This is a genomic window from Cellulomonas sp. URHB0016 (assembly GCF_054057935.1).
Window position 1 is genome coordinate 1,001,465 of record NZ_JBSRZU010000001.1, and the last position, 22,425, is coordinate 1,023,889.

The 22,425-nt window shown below is 72.5% G+C and carries 17 protein-coding genes; 11 read left to right on the forward strand and 6 right to left on the reverse strand.

The annotated features are described in order from the left end of the window. The first annotated feature begins 30 nt into the window (after positions 1 to 30). Both ACVW07_RS04755 and ACVW07_RS04760 read left to right on the forward strand, forming a co-directional pair. Entirely contained in the window at positions 31 to 951 is a 921-nt protein-coding gene (locus ACVW07_RS04755; protein ID WP_456818123.1) for an NAD-dependent epimerase/dehydratase family protein, read from the forward strand. A gap of 14 nt (positions 952 to 965) precedes the next feature. Next, complete coding sequence (locus ACVW07_RS04760) at positions 966 to 2,150, forward strand: DegT/DnrJ/EryC1/StrS family aminotransferase (protein ID WP_456818124.1); 1,185 nt, start codon at positions 966 to 968, stop codon at positions 2,148 to 2,150. Between the two features lie 7 nt (positions 2,151 to 2,157). Here ACVW07_RS04760 and ACVW07_RS04765 read toward each other — a convergent pair whose 3' ends face one another. The 4 genes from ACVW07_RS04765 to rfbD all read right to left on the reverse strand — a co-directional run bounded on the left by ACVW07_RS04765 (position 2,158) and on the right by rfbD (position 6,363). Beyond that, positions 2,158 to 3,255, reverse strand: coding sequence for a glycosyltransferase family 4 protein (locus ACVW07_RS04765; RefSeq protein WP_456818125.1), 1,098 nt, complete (start codon positions 3,253 to 3,255; stop codon positions 2,158 to 2,160). 69 nt (positions 3,256 to 3,324) lie between these two features. Further along, positions 3,325 to 4,209 carry a glycosyltransferase family 2 protein gene (locus tag ACVW07_RS04770; protein ID WP_456818126.1) on the reverse strand — a complete coding sequence of 295 codons (885 nt, stop codon included), beginning with the start codon at positions 4,207 to 4,209 and terminating at the stop codon, positions 3,325 to 3,327. Between the two features lie 52 nt (positions 4,210 to 4,261). Then, entirely contained in the window at positions 4,262 to 5,521 is a 1,260-nt protein-coding gene (locus tag ACVW07_RS04775) for a hypothetical protein (RefSeq protein WP_456818127.1), read from the reverse strand. After that, positions 5,518 to 6,363, reverse strand: a complete 846-nt coding sequence (rfbD, locus tag ACVW07_RS04780; protein ID WP_456818128.1) for a dTDP-4-dehydrorhamnose reductase — start codon at positions 6,361 to 6,363, stop codon at positions 5,518 to 5,520. The genes ACVW07_RS04775 and rfbD overlap by 4 nt, the downstream gene beginning before the upstream one ends. A 97-nt stretch (positions 6,364 to 6,460) precedes the next feature. On the opposite strand from rfbD, the gene ACVW07_RS04785 reads away from it, so the two are divergent. Continuing rightward, positions 6,461 to 7,087: a dTDP-4-dehydrorhamnose 3,5-epimerase family protein gene (locus ACVW07_RS04785; protein ID WP_456818129.1), complete on the forward strand. Its 627-nt coding sequence runs from the start codon at positions 6,461 to 6,463 to the stop codon at positions 7,085 to 7,087. 3 nt (positions 7,088 to 7,090) lie between these two features. On the opposite strand, the gene ACVW07_RS04790 is transcribed toward ACVW07_RS04785, so the two are convergent. Then, positions 7,091 to 8,212: a glycosyltransferase family 4 protein gene (locus ACVW07_RS04790; RefSeq protein ID WP_456818130.1), complete on the reverse strand. Its 1,122-nt coding sequence runs from the start codon at positions 8,210 to 8,212 to the stop codon at positions 7,091 to 7,093. Positions 8,213 to 8,365: 153 nt separating this feature from the next. Here ACVW07_RS04790 and ACVW07_RS04795 point away from each other — a divergent pair, with 153 nt between their 5' ends. Then, the gene (locus tag ACVW07_RS04795) at positions 8,366 to 8,944 is read left to right on the forward strand and encodes a hypothetical protein (protein WP_456818131.1); all 579 of its coding nucleotides are present in this window, start codon (positions 8,366 to 8,368) and stop codon (positions 8,942 to 8,944) included. Then, positions 8,944 to 11,013: a hypothetical protein gene (locus ACVW07_RS04800; protein ID WP_456818132.1), complete on the forward strand. Its 2,070-nt coding sequence runs from the start codon at positions 8,944 to 8,946 to the stop codon at positions 11,011 to 11,013. Before ACVW07_RS04795 ends, ACVW07_RS04800 begins: the two co-directional genes overlap by 1 nt. 348 nt (positions 11,014 to 11,361) lie before the next feature. Here ACVW07_RS04800 and ACVW07_RS04805 read toward each other — a convergent pair whose 3' ends face one another. Next, positions 11,362 to 12,048 (reverse strand): hypothetical protein, encoded by a 687-nt coding sequence (locus ACVW07_RS04805; protein WP_456818133.1) that lies wholly within the window; start codon positions 12,046 to 12,048, stop codon positions 11,362 to 11,364. Positions 12,049 to 12,959: 911 nt separating this feature from the next. Here ACVW07_RS04805 and ACVW07_RS04810 point away from each other — a divergent pair. From ACVW07_RS04810 to ACVW07_RS04835, 6 genes are all read left to right on the forward strand, one after another. Next, positions 12,960 to 14,060, forward strand: a complete 1,101-nt coding sequence (locus ACVW07_RS04810) for a glycosyltransferase family 4 protein (RefSeq protein WP_456818134.1) — start codon at positions 12,960 to 12,962, stop codon at positions 14,058 to 14,060. 73 nt (positions 14,061 to 14,133) lie between these two features. Continuing rightward, positions 14,134 to 14,946 carry an ABC transporter permease gene (locus tag ACVW07_RS04815; RefSeq protein WP_456818135.1) on the forward strand — a complete coding sequence of 271 codons (813 nt, stop codon included), beginning with the start codon at positions 14,134 to 14,136 and terminating at the stop codon, positions 14,944 to 14,946. After that, positions 14,943 to 16,193, forward strand: a complete 1,251-nt coding sequence (locus tag ACVW07_RS04820) for an ABC transporter ATP-binding protein (RefSeq protein ID WP_456818136.1) — start codon at positions 14,943 to 14,945, stop codon at positions 16,191 to 16,193. Before ACVW07_RS04815 ends, ACVW07_RS04820 begins: the two co-directional genes overlap by 4 nt. Positions 16,194 to 16,198: 5 nt before the next feature. Continuing rightward, a complete protein-coding gene (locus ACVW07_RS04825) occupies positions 16,199 to 19,204 on the forward strand; it encodes a rhamnosyltransferase WsaF family glycosyltransferase (RefSeq protein ID WP_456818137.1) in 3,006 nt (1,001 codons plus the stop codon). Continuing rightward, complete coding sequence (locus ACVW07_RS04830) at positions 19,201 to 20,562, forward strand: glycosyltransferase (RefSeq protein ID WP_456818138.1); 1,362 nt, start codon at positions 19,201 to 19,203, stop codon at positions 20,560 to 20,562. The genes ACVW07_RS04825 and ACVW07_RS04830 overlap by 4 nt, the downstream gene beginning before the upstream one ends. Beyond that, a complete protein-coding gene (locus tag ACVW07_RS04835) occupies positions 20,559 to 22,400 on the forward strand; it encodes a methyltransferase domain-containing protein (protein WP_456818139.1) in 1,842 nt (613 codons plus the stop codon). The genes ACVW07_RS04830 and ACVW07_RS04835 overlap by 4 nt, the downstream gene beginning before the upstream one ends. Positions 22,401 to 22,425: the final 25 nt, after the last annotated feature.

Sequence of the window (22,425 nt, forward strand, 5' to 3'; positions counted from 1 at the left end):
CGTTCCCGCTGGCCGACCCGGAGGTTCCCTGTGCGCGCGCTCCTGACCGGCGGCGGGGGGATGCTCGGCCGCACGCTCGCCGACGCCTGGTCCGCCCGACGCCCCGACGACGAGCTGGTCGTGGTCACGCGGCGAGACGTCGACCTGCGTGACCACGCGGCCACGCGTCGCTACCTGGCAGACGTGCGGCCCGACGCCGTCATCCACGCCGCGGCGAAGGTCGGCGGCATCGCCGCCAAGCTGGCCGAGCCCGCGACCTACCTGCAGGACAACCTGCTGCTCGACACGTCCGTGATCGGCGCCGCGCTGGAGGCGGGGGTCGGTGACCTGCTCTACGTCGGCAGCGCCGTGGTCTACCCCGAGGCGTACGAGCGGCCCTTCGTCGAGTCGGACGCGCTGACCGGCCGGCTCGAGCGCGCGAACGAGGGGTACGCCCTGGCCAAGGGCACCGCCGCGCGGCTGTGCGCGTTCGCGAGCGCCCAGCACGGCGTGCGCTACCGCGTCGCCGTGCCGTCGAACCTGTACGGCCCGTACGACCACTTCGACGCCGAGACTGCCCATCTGGTCGGCGCCGCCCTCGGCAAGGTGCATCGCGCGCACGCCGACGGAGCACCGACCGTCGCGGTGTGGGGCGACGGCACCGCACGTCGGGAGTTCACCTTCGCCGGTGACCTCGCCCGCTTCCTCGTCGAGCAGGTGGACCACCTGGCCGCCTGGCCCGACGCGCTCAACCTCGGGTGCGGCGTGGACCACTCGGTCCGCGAGTACTACGAGGCCGCGAGCGAGGCCGTCGGGTTCACCGGCGAGCTCGTCTACGACGTCGACCGCCCGAGCGGCGCACCGCGCCGGCTGATCGACTCCTCGCTCGCGCGCGGGCTCGGCTGGACGACCCCGACCAGCCTGCGCGACGGCATCGCCCAGACCTACGCCGCCTTCCTCACCACCGTCTGACCTGAGAGAGACCCATGCCTGAGACCACCGGACCCGCGTTCCCCCTCGCCACCTCGTCCTGGGACGAGGCGGAGCTCGCCGCCCTCCAGAACGTCATCGCCAGCGGGCGCTTCACCATGGGGCCCCTCGTCGCCGAGTTCGAGCGGCTCTGCGCGGCGGCGTTCGGCAGCGGCCACGCCGTGATGGTCAACTCGGGCAGCAGCGCCAACCTGCTCGCCGTCGCGGCGGCCGTCCTCGACCCGCGCAACGACCTGCAGCCCGGCGACGAGGTCATCGTGCCCGCGGTGTCGTGGGCGACCACCTACTACCCCGTGCACCAGTACGGCCTGCGTCTCAAGTTCGTGGACATCGACCTCGACACGCTGAACCTGGACCTGGACCAGGTGGAGGCGGCGATCGGCCCGCGCACCAAGGCGGTGTTCGCGGTCAACCTGCTGGGCAACCCGCTCGACTACACGCGGCTCCAGCAGATCGCCGACGCCCACGGCCTGCTCGTCCTGGAGGACAACTGCGAGTCCCTGGGGGCGACGCTCGGTGGCCGCTCCGCCGGGACCTTCGGCGTGATGGGCACCCTGAGCTCGTTCTTCTCGCACCACATCTCGACCATGGAGGGCGGCGTCGTCCTCACCGACGACGACTACCTGCGTCAGATGCTGGTGTCGCTGCGGGCGCACGGCTGGACACGCGAGCTCCCCGACGACAACGTGGTCCACGCCAAGTCGGGTGACCGGTTCGACGACCTGTTCCGGTTCGTGCTGCCGGGGTACAACGTGCGTCCGCTCGAGATGTCGGGCGCGCTCGGCGTCGAGCAGATCGCGAAGGTCCCCGAGCTCGTCGCGGGCCGACGCGCGAACGCCGCGTACTTCGCGCAGCGCCTGGCCGACCTGCCGACCGTGCGGCTGCAGCGCGAGGTCGGCGAGAGCAGCTGGTTCGGCTTCTCGCTCGTGCTCGAGGGCGCCCTCGCCGGCCGCCGGCGGGACGTCGTCGCCGCCCTGACCGCCGACGGCATCGAGTGCCGCCCGGTCGTCGCCGGCAACTTCACCCGCAACCCGGTGATGCGCTACCTCGACGCCGACGTGCCCGCGGCCCTGCCGAACGCCGACAAGGTGCACGAGGACGGCCTGTTCGTCGGGAACCACCACTTCCCCATCGAGCGGGAGATCGACCTGCTGCACGGCACGCTGGCCGCGCTGGCCTGAGGCCCGGTCAGCGACCGAGCACGCGGTCGAAGGCGGCCAGGGTCTCGTTCGCGACCCGTTCCCACGAGAAGATGCCGGCCTGGGCGAACCCGTCGGCCGACATCTTGGCCACCAGCTCGGGCTCGGTGACCACCCGGGTGATCGCCGCCGCGATCGAGGCCAGGTCGGTGGGCTCGAAGTACAGCGCCGCCTCGCCACCGACCTCGTGGTAGACGGGGATGTCCGAGAGCATCACCGGCAGGCCGACGAGCATCGACTCCAGCGCCGGCAGGCAGAACCCGTCCCCGAACGACGGCATGACCATGGCGGTCGCCGTCGCGTAGAGCTCGTCGATCTCCTCGTCCGAGACCCAGGACCGCAGGTCGACGCTGCCCTGCAGTCCGAGCTCCTCGACGATCGGGCGCAACGGGTCGTCCCCGCGGCTCCCGGTGACCACCAGCGTGGGCCGCACGGCGGGGTCGACGAGGGCCATGGCACGGACGAGGCCGGCGAAGTTCTTGTGCGGGAGCCGGTTGCCCAGGGCCAGGATCAGGTCCGAGCGACGCTCGCCGGGCCTCGCCGTCGCGCTCGTGGGACGGGTGGTCCCGGCGAGCGGCACGACCTCGATCCGTGCAGGGTCGACCGGCAGGTACCGGCGGATCTCCGCGGCGGACGCCTCGCTGTCGGTGAGGATGTGCGCCGCGTTGCGCGCCGCCAGCTTCTCCATCAGCTTCACCGGCTCGGTGTACAGCGGCGTCGCCATGAGCTTGGGGTGGCTGAAGTACAGGAGGTCGTGCATCGTAATGACGGTCGGCACCGAGGAGCGCATCGGCCCCAGGGTCGCCGGGCAGTGGACCAGGTCGGCGCCGAGCTTCGTGGCAGCCCGCCCCGAGCCGACCAGCTCCCCGTACGCCCACACGAACCGGTTCTCCCCCGAGTAGCCCGAGCTCACGACCTCGCCCGGGAACCAGGAGTGGTCCTTCGTCATCAGCTCGGTGCTGGCCCAGCCGACGAACTCGTAGTCCGTGCCCATCGTCCCGAGCTGCTTGTACAGCTCGCGGGCGTAGGTCTCCATGCCGCCCTTGGTGCCGGTGTAGGACAGTAGATCGACGAGAAGTCGAGGCATCGTGCGGTGTCTCCTGGCGGTCTGGGGGCCGTCGTGCGGCAGCCGCTCAGTCTCTCACGCGGCCCGGGCTCACAGGCACGCGTGACGCACGAGGACGCGCACCGCGGCCGCGTCACGGACCTTCACCGCGCGTGGCAGCAGCGTGGCCGCGTGCAGGCGGGACGTCCCGTGCACGCGCGCGGCCCGGGCCGCGCGTCGCCAGCCGAGCGCGGCGACCTGCTCTGCGGCCGCCGCGAAGAACCGGCGCTCACCGTCGAACCGGCTCCCGTCGACCGCGGTGGACGACGAGGCGCTCTCGTCGTGACGGCGGTAGGAGAAGCACACGGTGGGCACCAGCAGCAGCGTCCCCCCCGCGCACAGGATGTCGATCTCGACGGCCAGGTCCTGCGTCACCGGGTAGTCGTCCTTGAAGCCCACCGTCGCGAGCGCTCGACGCGAGAAGGCGATCGACGGCCAGTAGAGCCAGTTGCCCCGCAGCAGGCTGACGGCGAGACCTTCCCCGCCGAGGAGCCGCGGCGTCCGTGCGCGGGGGCGCAGCAGCCTCTGCTTGACCGTGTCGGTGAGCGTCGTCACGACCGCGCCGTCCGCACCGATCACCTGGACCCCGGGCTGGATCATGTCGGCCTGCGGGAAGTGCTCGTGCGCCCGGAGGACGGTCGCCACGTAGTTCGGCAGCAGCAGGTCGTCGCACCCCACGACGACCATCCGGTCCTGTGTGGCGAGCTCGACGCAGCGGCGGAAGTTGCCGGTGATGCCGACGTTGGCGGGGTTGCGCTCGTACCGGATGCGGGGGTCGTCGAGCCCCGCGAACCACTCGCCCACGCTCGGGTCGGGGTAGGCGTCGTCCACGACGGTGAGCAGCCAGTCGTCGCTCGTCTGGGCCTGGACGCTGCGCACGGTCTCGCGCAGCAGGGCCGGGTCACCCCAGAACGGGATCAGGATGTCGAGAGGCATGGCGGGTCCTTCCGGAGGGCTGCGCCACCCTAAGTGCGTGCCGCCGGCGAAGTCACGCCGGGGCGGGGTGCGGCGCCGAGGCGACCGCCGACCTCACCGCGAGCGCGTGGACGCCGATCCCCACGAGCGGACCCAGGGCGAGGGACACCACGGCCCGCTGGTCGAGCGGCAGGTCGACGAACAGCAGGAGGAGCGACGTGCACGCCGCGACGATCCATCCGGCCGCATACGCCCCGTGCCGCCCCAGGGCGAGGACCGCCGCTCCGGTGAGCGTGAGGACGGCGACCGTGCTCGCGGCCACCATGAGCGCGGCGAGGATGCCCGGCGCGACCTCGTAGGCCGGCCCGAACAGGGTGGTCATCAGCCACGGGCCGAGCACCGCGGCGAGCGCCGCTCCGGCCGCGCCGGCGCCGAGCACCAGGAGGCTCAGTCGCGTCAGGGCGCGGACCGGCCCACGGGCGGGGTCGAGGAAGTAGCGGATGGCCACACCCTGGTAGGCGTTCAGTGGGATGAGCAGCGGCGCCCTCGTCATGGAGATCGCCAGGAGGAGCGGAGCGGCGGTCGCCCACTGTGCCGCATCGGTGGTCGCACGGAGGAGGGTCGGATAGCCGACGACGAGCGCGGCGGTGCCCACCGCCGCGAGCACGGCCTGCAGCAGGTTGCCGACGAGGCGGCGCGGTCCCACGTCGGCGAGCGTGGCCACGGCCCGACGGGTGACGGCCGACCACGGTGTCACGACGAGCCAGAAACCGGCCGACGCGGCGACCGCCACCTCGAGCCCGAACAGCTCGGAACCGAGCAGCACCGCGAGGCCGACGAGGACGAGCCGCAGCAACGACTCCCCGCCGACGTACGCCGACACGAGGCCCCACCGGCCACGACCGGTGAGCGTGCCGACCATCGTGAGGTGCCCGGCGAAGGCGAGCAGGCTCACGCAGACCAGGACGACCGCCGGCCACGAACCGTCGCCGAGCAGCGTGTCGTGCCACACGGGGGCCGTCAGGACGACGACCAGGGCCACGGCGGCACCTGTCGCGAGGGTCCACGGCATGACACGAGCCCCCGAGCGCTCGTGCGGGCCCGCAGCGCCGACGGCCCGCGTGGTCTCCGGCGTGATCCCGCCGAGCACCGCGAACCCGCCGAACAGCAGCGACCAGAAGACGAGGAAGTCGGCGTTCTCGGCGACCGGCAGGAACCTGGTGACGAGAAAGATCACCAGGTACCCCGATGCCGCCGCGACGATCGACGCGACACCGACGGACGCGATGCCGCGGCCGCCGATCAGGGCCGGCTGCTCGACGGGTGCGGTCATCCGAGCACGGCCGCGCTCGCGGCGGCCCAGCGCGACTCCCAGGAGCCGATCGGGGAGATCCCGGCGGCCTCCAGCGCGCCGTGCCCCAGGACCGAGTAGCTCGGCCGGGGAGCCGGACGGACGAACGCGTCGCTCGACGTCGGACGGATCGTCTCGGGGCCGAGGCCGGCAGCGGCGACGGCGGCGCGTGCGAAGCCCCACCACGACGTCTGTCCCGACGACGTCGCGTGGTAGGTGCCGGAGGCGGCGCCGGCGTCCACCAGCCGGACCACGAGGTCGGCGACGTCCGCCGTCCACGTCGGCTGGCCCACCTGGTCGTCCACGACGTCGAGCCCCCCACGCTCTGCGGCCAGCCGCGCGATGGTCTTCGGGAAGCAGCTCCCGTGGGCGCCGTACAGCCACGCGGTACGCAGGACCAGGTGGTCGTCCGTCTCGGCACGCACCGCCCACTCGCCCGCGGCCTTGGTCCGTCCGTACGCCGACCGCGGTGCGACGGCGCCGTCCTCGGCATAGGGCTCGGTGGCGACGCCGTCGAAGACGTAGTCCGTGGAGATCTGCACCAGCCGTGCGCCCGCCGCCCGCGAGGCACGTGCCAGGAGGGCCGGTCCGACGGCGTTCGCTGCGAACGCCGCGGCCTCGTGGGTCTCCGCGTCGTCGACCGCGGTCCACGCGGCGCAGTTCACGACCACGTCGTGACCGGCGACGGCGGCCTCGACCGACGCCTGCGAGGTCACGTCCAGGCGGTCCCGCCCGGCGGCCGTGACGTCCGTGCCGCGCGCCTCGAGCAGGCGGACCAGGTCGGTGCCGAGCATCCCCGAGGCCCCCGTGACCAACCAGCGCACCGTGCTCTCCTTCGTTCGACCGACGGTCTCCTCTACCGGTCGGTCACCCTATCCCGGCCGGTAGTCTGAGCGCCGACCACGACGAGAGGACCACTCCGTGCAGTTCCGCGAGCTGACCGTGCCCGGCGCCTGGGAGATCACCCCCCAGCAGTTCGGCGATCCCCGGGGCGTGTTCCTCGAGTGGTACAAGGAGAGCGCGTTCGCCGAGGCGGTGGGACATCCGCTCGACCTGCAGCAGGCGAACTGCTCGGTGTCCGCGGCCGGGGTGCTGCGCGGCATCCACTTCGCCGACGTACCGCCGGGACAGGCCAAGTACGTGACCTGCGCGCGCGGGGCGGTCCTCGACGTGGTGGTCGACATCCGCGTGGGCTCCCCCACGTTCGGCCGGTGGGACTCCGTGCTGCTCGACGACGTGGAGCGCCGCGCCATCTACCTTGGCGAGGGCCTGGGACACGCGTTCCTCTCGCTGGAGGACGACTCGACGGTGCTGTACCTGTGCTCCACCGGGTACGCCCCGGGCCGCGAGCACGGCATCCACCCGCTCGACCCGACCGTCGGCATCGAGTGGCCGGCGACCGACCGCGCCGGCCGGCCGATCACGCCGCAGCTCTCGGACAAGGACCTCGCCGCGCCCTCGCTCCTGGAGGCGCGCGACCAGGGCCTGCTCCCCCGCGTCGAGGACGTCACCGTGTACCTGGACGAGCTGGGCCGGCGCACCCGCTGACGCTCACCGGGACCTCAGCGCCGCCTGGTACGCCTCGACGTGCTGGGCGGCCGAGCGTGCCCAGGTGAACGTCCGGGCACGGGCGACCGCGGCACCGGCGAGGGCCTCCCGACGTGCGGGGTCGGCGAGCAGCGCCGACAGCTCGGCCGAGATCGACCCGTCGTCGGTCCCGCAGTAGGCGACGGCCTCGCCGCCGACCTCCGCGAGCGACGTCTCGCGGGTGGTCAGCACCGTCGCGCCGCAGGCCATCGCCTCGAGCACCGGCAGCCCGAAGCCCTCCGCGAGGCTGGGGTACGCGAGGACGACCGCACCCGCGAGGAACCCGGGCAGGTCGTCGAGCGGCAGGTAGCCGGGCCGCAGGACCGTCAGGCGGGCGGGCACCGCAGCGAGCGCCGCGTCGATGGTGTCGTCCCACCCTCGACCACCGGCCAGGACGAGCGCCGGCGGCGCGTCCGACCCCTCGCACGAGCGGACCCAGGCCCGCACGAGCGCGGGCACGTTCTTGCGGGGCTCGAGCGTCCCGAGGAAGCCGACGTAGGTCCGGCCCGCGAGGCCCAGGCTCGTCGCGACCCGCTCCTGCTCCGCGACCGACGTCGGTCGGAAGCGCTCGAGGTCCACGCCGTGCTGCGCGACGTGCACGGGCCCCTTCGACCGCCCGGCGTACCGCGCGATCTCGTCCCGGGTCGCGGCCGACGGGACGACGACCGCCGCGGCGCGGCGGAGGGCCACCCGCGTCGCCGTCCGGAAGAAGCGGGCCTTCAGCGCCAGGTGGGCGTCCGGGTGGCTGAAGAACGTGGCGTCGTGCAGCGTGACCACCGTCGGCACGCCCGTCGCCAGCGGCATCGTGTAGTGCGGGCTGTGCAGGACGTCGGGGCGCAGCCGGCGCGCGAGCGACACCAGTCCTGTCTGCTCCCAGGCGAGCCGCCGTGCGACGGGGCCGCGGGCGCCCGGCGCCGGCACGACGTCGACCGCCCGGTGCGCACCGAACCGGTCGACGTCGCGCTCCTGGCAGGCGACGACCAGGTCGACCCCCGTGTCCGCGAGCGCCGGCACGAGCTCGTCGAGGTAGCGGCCGACACCGCCGCGGTCGGCGGGGACGGCGGTGGCGTCCAGCAGGATCCTCACGGGCAGATCGTACGAGGGCGGCGGCTTCACCCGGACCGGGCGACCTGGTCGTGCGACGCGCTCCTCTCCGTCCACCGGCTCGGCGTCCGGACCGGCTAGCATGCCTGGGCGTCTCCTGCACCCGGTGGGTGCCCGGTCGAAAGGTCATCCCCCGTGCGAAGCGAGCTACGACGTCATCTTGCGTCCGCGGCGTCGGCCGCGTGCGTCGTCGTGCTGCTCGCTGCCTGTGGTCCTGCGCAGTCCGCCGACGGAGCGACCCCGACCGGCACGACCACGACCGGCGCCACCACGACCGGCGCGGCCGGTGGAGGGCCGACGGTGACGGCGACCGCGACATCGGTCGCGTCGAGCCCCACGGCGAACGACGCTGCCGGGAAGCCCGTGACGGCAGCTCCGACGCACGCGCCTGCGCCCGGAGCGCCGCAGGACGGTCGCACGCAGGTCGGGCTCCAGGTCACGTCGGCCACGTGGGACGCGCCGTCGGCCGCCGTCGAGGTCGCGGGCTTCGTGGCCGTGCTGGAGGCGGACGGGGTCTGCCATCTCGTCCTGACGCAGGGCGCGAGGGCCGTCACGACGGACCAGCCCGCCGAGCCGGGACCGTCGTCGACGGACTGCGGCGTGATCTCCGTCCCCGCGGCCAGGCTCGGCTCCGGGGCCTGGACCGCTCAGCTCACGTACGAGTCGTCGACGTCGGTCGGCCACGCCGACCCGCAACAGATCGAGGTTCCCTGATGAAAGCCGCCCTGCGCCGCCGCTGCGCCGCGATCCTGGCCCTGGTCGTCGCGACGTCGGGGCTGACCGCCGTCGTCGGGGCGCCGATCGCCTCCGCCGCGCCCACGGGCCTGTTCGACCCGGGCTACATCATCTCGGACGGCATCTTTTACGACCGCAACACCATGGGCGAGGCCGCGATCCAGGCCTTCCTCGACCAGAAGGGTGCGGCGTGCGTCCCGGCGTCCGACGGCACGCTGTGCCTCAAGGACTACGCCATGATCTCGGGCACGAAGGCCGCCGACGCGTACTGCAGCGGGTACACCGCCGGGAGCGAGCGCGTGGCGACGATCATCGCGCGGGTCGCTCTCTCCTGCGGCGTCAACCCCCAGGCCCTGCTCGTCATCCTGCAGAAGGAGCAGAGCCTGGTGACGCGCAAGACGGCCGGGACCGCCGCGATCTACCAGAAGGCCATGGGCTATGGCTGCCCGGACACCTCCGTGTGCGACGAGAAGTACTACGGCTTGTTCAACCAGGTGTACATGGCCGCGCGCCAGTTCCAGGTGTACAAGGCCACCGCAGCGACCCGGAACTACCGGGCCGGCCGCGCCAACACGATCCTTTACCACCCCAACGAGGCCTGCGGCTCGTCGTCGGTCTACATCCAGAACCAGGCGACCGCCGGCCTGTACAACTACACGCCCTACCAGCCCAACGCGGCAGCGATCGCGGCCGGCACCGGAACCGGCGACTCGTGCTCGTCGTACGGCAACCGCAACTTCTTCAACTACTTCTACGACTGGTTCGGCTCCCCCACGGGCAACCGGCAGCCGCTCGGCAACATCGACGGCACGACGACCACGGCCGGCTCGATCACGGTCAACGGCTGGGCGTTCGACCCCGACACCACCGACCCGATCCACGTGCACGTGTACGTGGACGGCGTCTGGTCGGGCGACTTCGCCGCCGGCGCGGCGCGGTACGACGTCCTCGCGGCCTACCCCGGTGTGGGTCTGTCGCACGGCTTCAGCGCGACCGTCGGAGCGGCTGCGGGCACCCACCAGGTCTGCGCGTACGGCATCGACAGCTCCGGCGGGCAGAACTCGACGTTGGCCTGCCGGTCCGTCACGGTCGTGAACAAGGTGCCGGTCGGGAACTTCGAGTCGCTGACTGCCAGCGGCACCAGCGTCACCCTGCGTGGCTGGGCGTTCGACCCCGACACCACCGGGGCCGTGCAGGTCCACATCTACGTCGACGGCGCCTGGGGCGGGACGGTGACCACCGACCAGCCGCGCGCGGACGTCGCGGCCGCCTACAAGACCGGCCAGAACCAGGGCTTCGTCAAGACGTTCACGGCCGGCGCCGGCACGCACTCGGTCTGCGCCTACGCGATCGACACGACCCAGTCGGCCGTCAACGCACCGATGGGCTGCCGCACCGTGGTGGTGGCCGGTGCGCCGGCCAACATCCTGCCCGTCGCCAACTTCGAGCAGCTGGTCGCGAACGGCAACCAGGTGACGCTCTCCGGCTGGGCGCTCGACCCCGACACGGCGGGCCCGGTGCAGGTGCACTACTACGTCAACGGTGCCTGGGGCGGGGCCGTCACCACGGACCGGCCGCGGTCCGACGTGGCCGCCGCCTACCACTCGGGTGCCAACCAGGGCTTCAGCAAGACGTTCACCGCGGCGCTCGGGACGCAGACCGTGTGCGCGTACGCGATCGACGCGACCTCCGGTGGGAACACGCCGATGGGCTGCCGGACGGTCACGGTGGTGAACCGCGCGCCGCTCGGGAGCGTCGACTCGGCGACGGTGAGCGGGACGACCGTGACGGTGCAGGGCTGGGCGCTCGACCCCGACACGACAGGTCCGGTCCAGGTGCACCTCTACGTCGACGGCGCCTGGGGCGGGGCGGTCACGACCGACCAGGCGCGACCGGACGTGGGGGCGGCGTACCACGCCGGCGCCAACCAGGGCTTCACCACGTCCTTCGTCGCCGGTGCCGGCAGCCACTCGGTCTGTGCCTTCGCGATCGACACCACCTCAGGACCGGCGACACCGCTGCCGTGCCGGACGGTCACGGTCGGCTGAGCGACGGCCGTCGGGCGGCTCCCCTCGTCACCGGCGCGTGCGAGCCGCCGGTCCGGGATGCGCGAGGTTGCTGGGCGACCCCGCGCATCCCGGCCGACTCGGCGACCACGGGTGACCCAACCCGCTCGGGGACCACGGGCAGCCCGGCCGGCTCCGCAGTCACGCGGAGCCCGGCCGGCTCCGCAGTCACGCGGAGCCCGGCCGGCTCGGCAGTCACGCGGAGCCCGGCCGGCTCGGCAGTCACGCGGAGCCCGGCCGGCTCGGCAGTCACGCGGAGCCCGGCCGGCGCTGCGACGTCTCGTATCCGGCCGGCGGCTGCCGACCCTGAGGACCGGCGGCGGCCGACCCTCAGAAAGCGACGATCCGGTAGACCGTCAGGACGAGCATGACCACCGCCATCGCAGCCGCCAGCCGGACCATCGCACGCGTGCGGAGCGAGTAGGCCGCGAGGACCGCCATGAGCGGGACGAGGGTCTGCCCGTAACGGGGCGGTGGCGCGAAGTAGACGCCCTGCGCGAAGTAGCTCAGCGCGACGAAGGCGGGAGCGCCGATCAGCCCGACGATGGCTCCGCCCTGCGCGAGGGTCCGTACCCTGCCGAGCGTCCGGCCGAACACGGCGAGCGCGACCAGCGCCGTGGAGAGCAGGACGCCCGTGAGGCGCTGCGTCGCGGCGAGGTACTCGCCCGGGCCGACCTCGACGAGGTAGGACGCGAGCGGGTTGAGGAAGATCCCGACGGCCTCGACGGCGTGCGCCTGCGGGAACCTGGGGATCGTGAACTCGTGCGCCATGGGCGGGACCGCGCTGCTGCTCGAGGTCACGACCCCCACGAGGACCGCCCAGGCGAGCTGCACGACGACGAACGTGCCCAGGACGGCCGCGCCCCCGACCACGAGTCCCTTCGGTCCCGCGGTGACGCTCCCCGACAGTCCGTCCTCGCGCCCGGCCCGGCGGCCCCGCCACCAGTCGAGCAGCTGCAGGAGGATGTAGGCGCCGATCGCGAGGAAGATGATCACGTTGGTGGCCTTGAGCAGCACCCCGACCGCGACGGCGAGGACGAGGACCGGCCAACGGCGGATGGGGGGCCTCCTCCCACCACAGCGTCGCGAGCACCGCGGACGCCCCGACCGCGAGGCACGCGGCGTCCGGGTTGACGGTGGAGCTCAGGTACAGGACCGACGGCGTGCAGGCGACGAGCACCAGGACGACGAAGAGCGGGGTGCGCGGCACCCGCATCCGACGTCCGACGGCGTAGGCGAGCACGAGCCCGAGGCCCAGCCAGACGGCCCCCGCCATCCGCGCGTCGGTCACGATGCTGTCGCCGGGCGTGAACGGGGACAGGAGCCAGCCGAACGCCTTCGTGACGGTGTAGTAGAGCGGCGTGTTCACCGAGGCCGTGTTGTAGCCGGCCTCCTGGAAGTCCCTCGGGTTGTACCGCGTGCCGACCTCGCAGTCCGGCAGGCCCTTGAGGGGGTAGTCGAGGCCACGGCAGGCCTCCTCCTCCATCGCCTGCTGGCCGACCCGCTCGCCCACGACGACCACGTGCGGCGCCTTGATCAGGTAGTCGATGTGCTGGAGCTCGTCGATCGGGCCGATCTTGGTGTAGTCGCCGACATGCACCGACACCAGGGTGAAGGCCAGCACGACCAGGAGCACCGGGGCGAGCAGGCGCCGCACCGTCTCGGGGAGGTGCCGGCGAGTGCCCGTCTCCCGTGGCGCAGCTGCTTCGACGACGTCCACCATGGGCTCCCCTAGTTCGTGCGGCGTGCGGTGCCGCACGCGGCACCGGAGGAACTCTAGGGCGTCACCGGCGGTGCCCCTGCGCCGACTCACCTGCTCCACGACTCCGCCACAGCTCGATTCGGGTGGAGCCGGACGTCTTGGCATACTTCGCTGCGCAGGAGGCACGACACCCGGCCGCCGGCCGCCGACGAAGGACGAGGACGACATGCGCGTCGCGATGGTCGTCGAGCAGTGCTGGCAGCCGGTCCCGGGCGGGTCCGGCACGTACGTCGCGCGGCTGACCGAGGCGCTCGCGGCGCTCGACACCCCGGTGGTGGGGATCCGCGCCGCGCACCGGCGGGGCGCCACGCCCGCCGCCGGGATCGCGCCGACGCTGCGCTCGACCGTCGTCGCACCCCTGCCCCGCCGCGCTCTGTACGACGCGTGGAACACGGTGCGGCTCCCCCGGGCGGAGCATCTCGTGGCGGGGGCCGAGGTGGTGCACGCGACCACGTGGGCCGTGCCCCCGACGCGGCGGCCGCTCGTCGTCACGGTGCACGACGTCGCCTTCCTGCGCAGCCCCGAGCACTTCTCCGCGCGCGGCAACAAGTTCTTCGCCCGCAGCCTGCAGCGCACGATCGACGAGGCCGCCGTCGTCGTCGTGCCGTCGGCGGCCACGCGCGACGACTGCGTCGACGCGGGCATCGACGCGGACCGGATCGCCGTCGTGCCGCACGGCGTGTCGGTCCCGGTGATCTCGTCCGCCGACGTCGACGCGTTCCGCCGGCGCCACGGGATCGACGGTCCGTACGTGCTGTGGTGCGGCACCCTGGAGCCGCGCAAGAACGTGCCCGCCATGGTCGACGCCTTCGTCCGGGCCGAGCTGCCGCCCGAGGTCCGGCTGGTCCTGGCCGGACCGCAGGGGTGGGGTGACGTCGCGGTCGCTGCGCACCCGGGCCGCGTCCGGACGGTGGGCAGGCTCTCCGAGCACGACCTGCACTGCGCGTACGCGGGCGCGGCCGCGTTCTGCTTCCCGTCGTCGTGGGAGGGGTTCGGCATGCCGGTCCTGGAGGCGATGGCGCACGGCGTCCCGGTCGTCACGAGCGCGAAGACCTCGATGGCGGAGTTCGCCGCGGGCGCCGGCGTCCTGGTCGACCCCGGTGACGTCGACGACATCGCCCGCGGGCTGCGTGCGGCGCTCGGACCCGAGGCGCGTGCCTGGGGTACGGCCGGACGTGCGACGGCGTCGACGTACACGTGGGAGCGCGCCGCGCGGGAGACCTTCGACACATTCGCTCGCGCCGGTTTGCCCGGTCCTCTGAGGTAAAGTCGAGCGCTGCGCGGTGGCCGACGCCGCTGGAGCCGGTACGGCTCGGCCGATCTGGGAGATCACACATCAGATGAAGGACCTGTCCGACCTCTGGACCTACCGCGCACTGACGACGAACTTTGCTCGGCGCGAGCTGAAGGGCCGCTACCGCGGAAGCGTCGCCGGCTGGCTGTGGTCGTTGGCCAACCCCGCGGCGACGCTGCTGATCTTCACGCTGGTGTTCTCGACGATCTTCCAGCGCAAGCCTCCGCTGGCCGGCAACGGCACGCTCGAGAGCTACACGATCTACCTGTTCATCGGCCTCGTGTGCTGGAACTTCTTCAACGGCATCGTGACGACGAGCATGGGGTCGCTGATCGGCGCGGGACCCCTGCTGAAGAAGATCCGGTTCCCCGCGTTCGCCCCGGTCATCGGCAACGCGATGTCCGCCGGTGTGCAGACGCTGATCGAGTTCGGGATCCTCCTGGTCGTGCTCGCGTTCGCGCAGAACCTCGCGTGGGCCACCCTGTTCATCCCGGTGGTCTTCCTGCTCCTCGCCGTCTTCTCGCTCGGCATCGGGCTGATGGTCTCCGTGGCCAACGTCCGCTACAAGGACGTCAGCCACCTGGTGGGGATCGGCCTGCAGCTGCTCTTCTACGCGACGCCGATCATCTACGCGCCCGAGGACATCCCCGTCACCACCAGCTCCGGCATCCCGGCACGCGCGCTGCTCGGCCTCAACCCCCTGAGCTGGTACGTCCAGGCCGCCCGTGACGTGCTCTGGTACGGGACGATGCCCAGCCTGCTGCTCATCGTCGGGATGGTCGCCGTCGCGGTGGTCGTCTTCCTCCTCGGCTGGTCCGTCTTCCAACGTGCCGCCCTCGACATCGCGGAGGAGCTGTGAGCACCTCGAAGGACATGGTCGTCACCGTCGACAACGTCTCGAAGCGGTTCCGTCTGGCGCAGGAGCGCCGCACGAGCCTCAAGGAGGTCTTCGTGCGCGGCCGGTCGCCGGTCACCGAGTTCTGGGCCCTCCGGGACGTGTCCCTCCAGGTGGAGCGCGGCACGACCTACGGCCTGATCGGGCACAACGGGTCGGGCAAGTCGACGCTCCTCAAGCTGATGGCCAACATCCACCGTCCGACGTCGGGTCGCATCTCGCACGAGGGCCGGGTGACCGCCCTGCTCGAGCTCGGTGCCGGCTTCCACCCCGAGCTCTCGGGCCGCGAGAACATCTACCTCAACGGCTCGATCCTGGGCATGCCGCGCAAGAAGATCGACGAGGCGTTCGACCGCATCCTCGAGTTCGCGGGCCTCGGCGACTTCATCGACTCCCCGGTCAAGGTCTACTCGAGCGGCATGTATGCGCGGCTCGGGTTCTCCATCGCCGTCCACCTCGATCCCGAGATCCTCATCGTCGACGAGATCCTCGCCGTCGGTGACGAGGACTTCCAGCGGCGCTGCTTCGACTACCTGTCCGAGCTCCGTGCGCGAGGCGTGACGATCGTGTTCGTCAGCCACTCCCTCGCGCTCGTCCAGTCCATGTGCGACCGGGTGGCGTGGCTCGACCACGGCTCGCTCGTCATGGAGGGCTCGGCGGTCGAGGTCGTCGATGCCTACGTCGAGGACGTCAACCGCATGGAGAACAAGCGGGTCACGCGGGCGCACGTGGAGCACCCTGTGCCGGGCCTGGACACGACCAACAGGCGCGGCGGCGGCGAGCTCGAGGTGACCGGCGTCGACGTCCTCGCCGAGAGCGGCGGGCTCCCCGTGGTGGGCGAGGCCATGACGGTCCGCGTGCACTACAAGGCCCACGTCCCGATCGACAGCCCGGTGTTCGCGCTCGCCTTCACCCCCGAGCACGGTCAGAAGGTCGCCGGGCCGAACTCGGTCACGCTCGACCTCGGCACCTTGTCGGGGACCGGCTACGTCGACTACCACCTGGCCACCCTGCCCCTGCAGAGCGGGCACTGGATGGTGTCGATCGGCGTCACGAACGGCAGCTTCACGCACGTCTACGACCATCTGGACCGGGCGCTCAAGCTCACCGTCCAGGCCGGAGCCGGTCCCGCGCAAGGCGGCGACGTGCTGCTCCCGGGATCCTGGGGCCAGACGACGGTCACCGAGCCGAGTCTCGAGGAGTCACGATGAGCCCGATGCCCACACCCCGCGGGATCTACGAGCGCGTCCGGCGCACCACCGCCGAGCAGCTGCCCGCCAACAGCCGTCGCCGCGCCGTGGCCAAGGCCACGCTGGACACGGCCCGCATCACCCGGGGTGCCGCCCAGCAGGTGCGCGTCGCGTTCACGACGACGGGCGCGGTGCGCTCCCCCCACCTGTCGGTCGAGGCGTGGTCCGCCGGCCAGGTCCCGTCGCGCGACGAGCTGCGTGCCCAACGTGTCGAGGCACGCGCAGCCCTCGCACCGATCCGGTTCCTGGTCGTCGTGCCGTCGAACGGCGCGACGGGCCACGACGTCGACGCCAGCGTCGACTCGGTCTCGGCGCAGACGTGGACGCACCACGACATCGTCGTCGCAGGGGCGGTCGCGGGCTCGAGCTCCTCCGAGGTGGCGCGGACGCTGCAGAGCCCCGACCAGACGTGGACGGCCGACGTGGCGCTCGCCGCCGCCGCGTCCGACGCCGACTACGTGCTGTTCCTGCCTGCCGGCGACCGCCTGACGCCCGACGCGCTGTACCGGGTGGCTGCCGCGACGTGGGAGAACCCGCTCATCGACGTCCTGGTCTGGGACGAGCTCTCGACGACCGACGCGAACGGCCTGCGCCTGCGCCCCGAGTGGTCGCCGGAGGCGCTGCTGGGCGCGAACTACGTCGGCGCCGCGTTCGCCATCCGCCGCGCGATGCTCGTCCAGCTCGCGGGCTTCGGGGCGCCGACGGTCGACGCGGCCCTCTGGGACCTCCTGCTCCGCGCCTCGGAGCTCCCCCTGGTCGCGGGCCGCGTCGCACGGCCGCTGAGCCGTGTGCGGACGCACCACGACACCGTCACGCAGGACGGGGCGGACGTCGTCCGTGCCCACCTCGACCGCACCGGGCGCGCGGCGCGCGTCCGCGTCGAACGTGACTCGCTGCGGGTCACGCCGCAGCCCGGGACCTGGCCCAAGGTCTCGATCGTGATCCCCACGCGCCACAACCGCCCGCTCCTCCGGCGGGCCCTGGCCTCGCTGACCACCACCACCTATGCCGGTGAGTGGGACGTGCACGTGATCGACAACGGTGGCCGGAGCGAGGACAACGACGCCTGGTACGCGGGGCAGCGCACGGAGCTCGGTCACGACCTCACGGTCACGTGGTGGACCGAGACGCCGTTCAACTACTCACGCGTGAACAACGTGGCGGCGGCCGCGACCGACGGAGAGGTCGTCGTCTTCCTCAACGACGACACCGAGGTGGCCAACCCGGCGTGGCTCGACGAGCTCGTCGGCTGGGCCCTCCGGCCGGGGATCGGCTGCGTCGGCGGGCAGCTCCTCGACGCGGACGGGGACATCCAGCACGGCGGCGTGGTGCTGGGCATCGGCGGCTTCGCCGACCACCTGTTCCAGGGCATGAGGCCCGGGTCGGACAGCCTCCTGGGCCCGACCGACCGGTACCGGAACACGCTCGCGGTCACCGGTGCGTGCCTCGCCATCCGGCGTGACGTGTTCGACGAGCTCGGCGGGTTCGACGAGAGGTTCGTCCTCTGCGGCTCCGACGTGACCCTCGGCCTGGACGCCGTGCTCTCCGGTCGCCGCAACGTCTGCTCGCCCCACGTCGGCGTCCGCCACCTCGAGTCGGCCACGCGCGGGTCGACCGTGCCGCCGGAGGACTTCTTCGCCAGCTACTGGCGGTACAACCCGTGGGTCCTGGGCGGCGACCCGTACTTCTCCCCGCACCTCTCGCTGACCAGCCGTGTCCCGCGGCTGCGCAGCCCGCTCGAGCCCACCGCCCGGCAGATGCTGTCCGAACCGCTCGGCCGCAACCTGACGGTGTTCCGTCAGACCAGCGACGAGAACGAGGCCCTCATGCTGGCCGACCTCTGCCGCGCGGACTCGAGCGACCGGGCCAAGGTCGAGGCCGTGCACGCGTCGACCACGGGCTACCGCGAGGTCCGCACCGTCAACTGGTTCATCCCCGACATCGACTCCCCGTACTACGGCGGCATCAACACCGCGTTCCGCATCGCCGACCTCCTGCGGCGCGAGCACGGTGTGACCAACCGCTTCGTCGTGTGGGGCGCCCCGTCGGACAACTACGTCCGCAGCGCGCTGGCGGCGGCGTTCCCCGGGTTGGCCGACTCCGAGATCGTGTTCCACGACGGGAGCGAGGACGGCCTCGCAGCCGTGCCGGCCGCCGACGCGTCGATCGCGACGCTGTGGGTCACCGCGTACTTCGTCGCCAAGTCGACGAGCGCACCGCGCCGATTCTACCTGATCCAGGACTTCGAGCCGATGTTCTACCCGGCGGGCTCCATGTACGCCCTCACCGAGGAGTCCTACCGGCTCGGTCTCTACGGCGTCTGCAACACCAAGAACCTGCACTCCATCTACACCGGCGAGTACGGCGGCAAGGGCATGTCGTTCATGCCGGCCGTGGACCGCAAGGTGTTCCACGACGCCGACGAGCCCCGTCCCGACGACCGTGCCGTCACGATCTTCCTGTACGGGCGGCCCGGCCACTGGCGCAACTGCTGGGAGATCGCCTCGCTCGCGCTCGGCGAGATCAAGAAGCGGTACGGCACCCGGGTGCGGATCGTCGCCGCCGGGTCGTGGGCGAAGGGCACCTCGCGGGCGGGCGACATCCAGCAGCTCGGTCTTCTCGACTACCGCGCGACCGGCGTCCTCTACCGGACGGTCGACATCGGCCTGGCCCTGACGGTCTCCAAGCACCCGTCGTACCTGCCGCTCGAGCTGATGGCCTCGGGGGTGCCCGTGGTCGCGTTCGACAACCCGTGGGGCCACTGGATCCTCGACCACAACCGCAACTCGCTGCTCGCCGAGCTCGGCGTGTCCGGGCTGGTCGAGCAGCTCTCTCGCCTCATCGAGGACGCGCCGCTGCGACGGTCACTGGCGGCCGCGGGCCTGGAGGACATCGCGGAACGGCACTCCGACTGGGACGGTGCGCTCGGCGACATCTACGGCTACCTGTGCGACCCCGAGTCGCAGGCGTGACGTCAGTCGCCTTCCTCACCCCGGAACCGATCAGTGCCCGCGTGGCGGGACCGGCGATCCGGGTGCTGGAGCTGGGCCGCGTCCTGCGGGACGCGGGCCTCGACGTCGCGGTGGTGAGCACCGGAGCGGTCACCGGCTCCGTCGTCGGTGTCCCGGTGCGGCACGTCGAGCCGTCGGACGTCGTCGCGACGCTCGCCGCCGCCGACGTGGTGGTGACCGGTGGCGACACGCTCCACCGCTATCCGCGCCTGGCCCGGAGCCGGTCGCGGATCGTCGTCGACCTGTACGACCCGTACCACCTCGAGGCCCTCGAACGGACGATCGACCTGCCGGCCCGGCACCGGCAGCTCGCCGTCGCGGCCGCCGTGCGTGCGCTGCGCACGAGCACGCTCCTCGGCGACTGGTTCATGTGCGCCTCCACCGAGCAGCGCACGCTCTGGCTGGGCCACCTCGCGTCCGTCGGCCGCGTCAACCCGGACACCTACGACGACGACCCGACGCTCGGATCGCTGCTGGGCATCGTCCCCTTCGGGACGCCCTCCGAGCCGCCGGCCGGCTCCGGGGGCGCACTGCGTGCGGCGGTCCCCTCGCTGACCGACGCGGACGAGATCCTGTGGTGGGGCGGTGGTCTCTACAACTGGTTCGACCCCGAGATCCTGGTCCGGGCGGTCGCCCGGCTGGTCGTGACGCGCCCGTCCGTGCAGCTGGTGTTCGCCGGCGGGGCGCATCCGAACCCCGACGTCGCGAGCGGACGTGCGGACCGCGCCGCACGCGACGCCGCCGCCACGCTCGGCGTGCTCGGCACCCACGTGCACTTCCTGCCCGCGTGGGTCGAGTACGAGCGTCGCGGCGACTACCTGGCGGACGCGACGCTCGGCGTGTGCACCTTCCTCGACCACGTCGAGACGCAGTTCTCCTTCCGGACCCGGATCCTGGACCACCTGTGGGCCGGGCTGCCCACCGTCTCCACCTCCGGTGACGCGCTCGGCGCCCTGGTCGCGGCGCGCGGCGCAGGCTGGACCGTCGCTCCGGGGGACCTCGACGCCCTGGTCGACCTCCTGGACCGCACGCTCTCGGACAGGGCCGGGCTGGCCACCGCCCGGGACCGGGCACGGGAGCTCGCGGCGACGCTCGAATGGCGGAACGTCGCCGAACCACTCGTGCAGTATTGTTCCCACCCGAGGCCCGCCCCCGATCTCACCGACCGTCGGAGGCGGGCTCAGGTCGCGCTCGCACGATCGTTGAACACCTTCGATCGCGCTCGAGACATCGGTGCCGCAGTGGCGCGGCGGGCGCGACTGGCACTGCCGCGGGGGACGCACAGCACCGACCATCGCCACCCGTCGAAGGGCACATGATGTTGGACTCCACGCCGGTCCGTGACCTGGGCGTCCTCGATGCGCACGGCTGTCGCGTGCTGTCGGACCCGGGCCTGACCTATGCCGACGGTGCGGAGGCGAAGCTCGCCGAGATCGTGGGGCGCGCGACCGACCTGTCCTCCAGCTCCCAGGAGCTCGCGGACGAGGCGAGCGACTGGGCCACCGAGTACTCCCTCACCACCACGCGGGCCAACCTCCTGCGCGGGCTCGACCTTCCCGCTGACGCCCGCGTGCTGGAGATCGGGGCAGGCTGCGGCCCGATCACGCGGTACCTCGGCGAGACGTGCGCGCTGGTCGACGCGGTCGAGCCCATGGCTGCCCGCGCCCGTGTGGCTCGCCTGCGCACCCGGGACCTCGACCACGTGGCGGTCATGGTCGGGATGCTCGAGGACGTCCCGCTCGAGCCGACCTACGACGTGGTCGTGGTCATCGGCGTCCTCGAGTACGTCGCGAACGGCGCCGAGGACCCGACGCCGTACACGGACTTCCTGCGCCGGGTGCACGGGCTGCTGCGCCCGAACGGGTCTCTCGTGCTGGCGATCGAGAACCAGGTCGGCGTGAAGTACCTCGTCGGAGCCCCGGAGGACCACTCCGACCGAGCCTTCGACTCGATCGAGGGCTATCCTCTGCCGTCTCCGGCGCGCACGTTCACCCGCGAGCGGCTCACCTCGATGCTCGCGCAGACCGGCTTCCAGCCGCGGACGCTCGGCGTCTTCCCGGACTACAAGCTGCCCCGGGTGCTCATGGACGACGCGCTCTACGCCCTGGACCGCGGTCTGGCCCGTCGGTTGCCCCCGATGCCGAGCCGCGACTACCAGACGCCACGTCTGTCGCTCGCCGACGAGCGGCTCACGTGGGCCACGCTCGTCGACACCGGCGTGGGAGAGAACTTCGCCAACTCGTTCGTCATGGTGGCGGACCGTGGCGCACCGTCGTCGCTCTGGCCGGCCGACCGTCTCGCGGTCGCGATGACCGCGACCCGGCAGCCCAGGTTCGGCGTCCGGGCGGAGGTCGTGCACACCGAGGGAGGCATCCGGTTCCGTCGGACCCCGATCGCGCGCGGCACCCACGGCGGTGACCCCGGCGTCGACGGTGTGCAGCACGTGGTCGAGGCGGACGCGCCGCACGTGCTCGGCGACACGCTCCTCGAGCTCCTGGCGCGCCATCCCGACGAGGCCGGGGCACTGCTCAAGCGCTGGACCGACCTGGTTCCCGACGCGGAGCGCAACCCTGTCGACCTCGTCCCGCACAACATCATCGTGCAGGCGGACGGCGAGCCCACGGTCATCGACCAGGAGTGGCACATCCAGGGGTACGGCCGCGAGAACCATCTCGTACGGGGCCTGTACTGGACCGCCGTGGAGATCGCCCGGACCAGCGAGGCCGAGGCCTGGGGTGGTGCCGCCGCGACCGTGCGCGACCTGGTGACCCAGCTGGGCACCTCGATCGGCCTCGCGGTCGACGACGACGCGCTCGAACGCTTCATCGCCGTGGAGTCCGACTTCCAGGCCGCAGTGAACACCAGCGACCCCGGTCTCGCGGCGCGCAAGGAGCGGGCCGCCGGCACGCTGCGCGCTGCGTTGAACACCCACCTGGCCGACTTCGGCCGGCACCGCGGCCTCGTCGCCGACGTGGCGGCGCTCACTGCCACGGCACACCGGCTCTCCGGCGCCGAGTCCGAGATGGAGCGCCTGCATGTGCGGCTCGCGCTCCAGGAGGCCGAGCTCGCCCAGCTGCGCCGGCAGCGCGACGCCAGCGTGGAGCGACGTGCGCGGCGGATGGCGGGCAAGGTCGCCCGCGGCCTCAAGCTGCGCTGAGGTCCGACGGTCGGCGCCCGGACCC

What these genes read in the sequence shown, in the direction of transcription:
- ACVW07_RS04760 (WP_456818124.1), top strand. Translation starts at nt 966, where the DNA reads ATGCCTGAGACCACCGGACCCGCGTTCCCCCTCGCCACCTCGTCCTGG.
- ACVW07_RS04765 (WP_456818125.1), bottom strand. Translation starts at nt 3,255, where the DNA reads ATGCCTCGACTTCTCGTCGATCTACTGTCCTACACCGGCACCAAGGGC.
- ACVW07_RS04770 (WP_456818126.1), bottom strand. Translation starts at nt 4,209, where the DNA reads ATGCCTCTCGACATCCTGATCCCGTTCTGGGGTGACCCGGCCCTGCTG.
- ACVW07_RS04775 (WP_456818127.1), bottom strand. Translation starts at nt 5,521, where the DNA reads ATGACCGCACCCGTCGAGCAGCCGGCCCTGATCGGCGGCCGCGGCATC.
- ACVW07_RS04800 (WP_456818132.1), top strand. Translation starts at nt 8,944, where the DNA reads ATGAAAGCCGCCCTGCGCCGCCGCTGCGCCGCGATCCTGGCCCTGGTC.
- ACVW07_RS04810 (WP_456818134.1), top strand. Translation starts at nt 12,960, where the DNA reads ATGCGCGTCGCGATGGTCGTCGAGCAGTGCTGGCAGCCGGTCCCGGGC.
- ACVW07_RS04815 (WP_456818135.1), top strand. Translation starts at nt 14,134, where the DNA reads ATGAAGGACCTGTCCGACCTCTGGACCTACCGCGCACTGACGACGAAC.
- ACVW07_RS04825 (WP_456818137.1), top strand. Translation starts at nt 16,199, where the DNA reads ATGCCCACACCCCGCGGGATCTACGAGCGCGTCCGGCGCACCACCGCC.
- ACVW07_RS04835 (WP_456818139.1), top strand. Translation starts at nt 20,559, where the DNA reads ATGATGTTGGACTCCACGCCGGTCCGTGACCTGGGCGTCCTCGATGCG.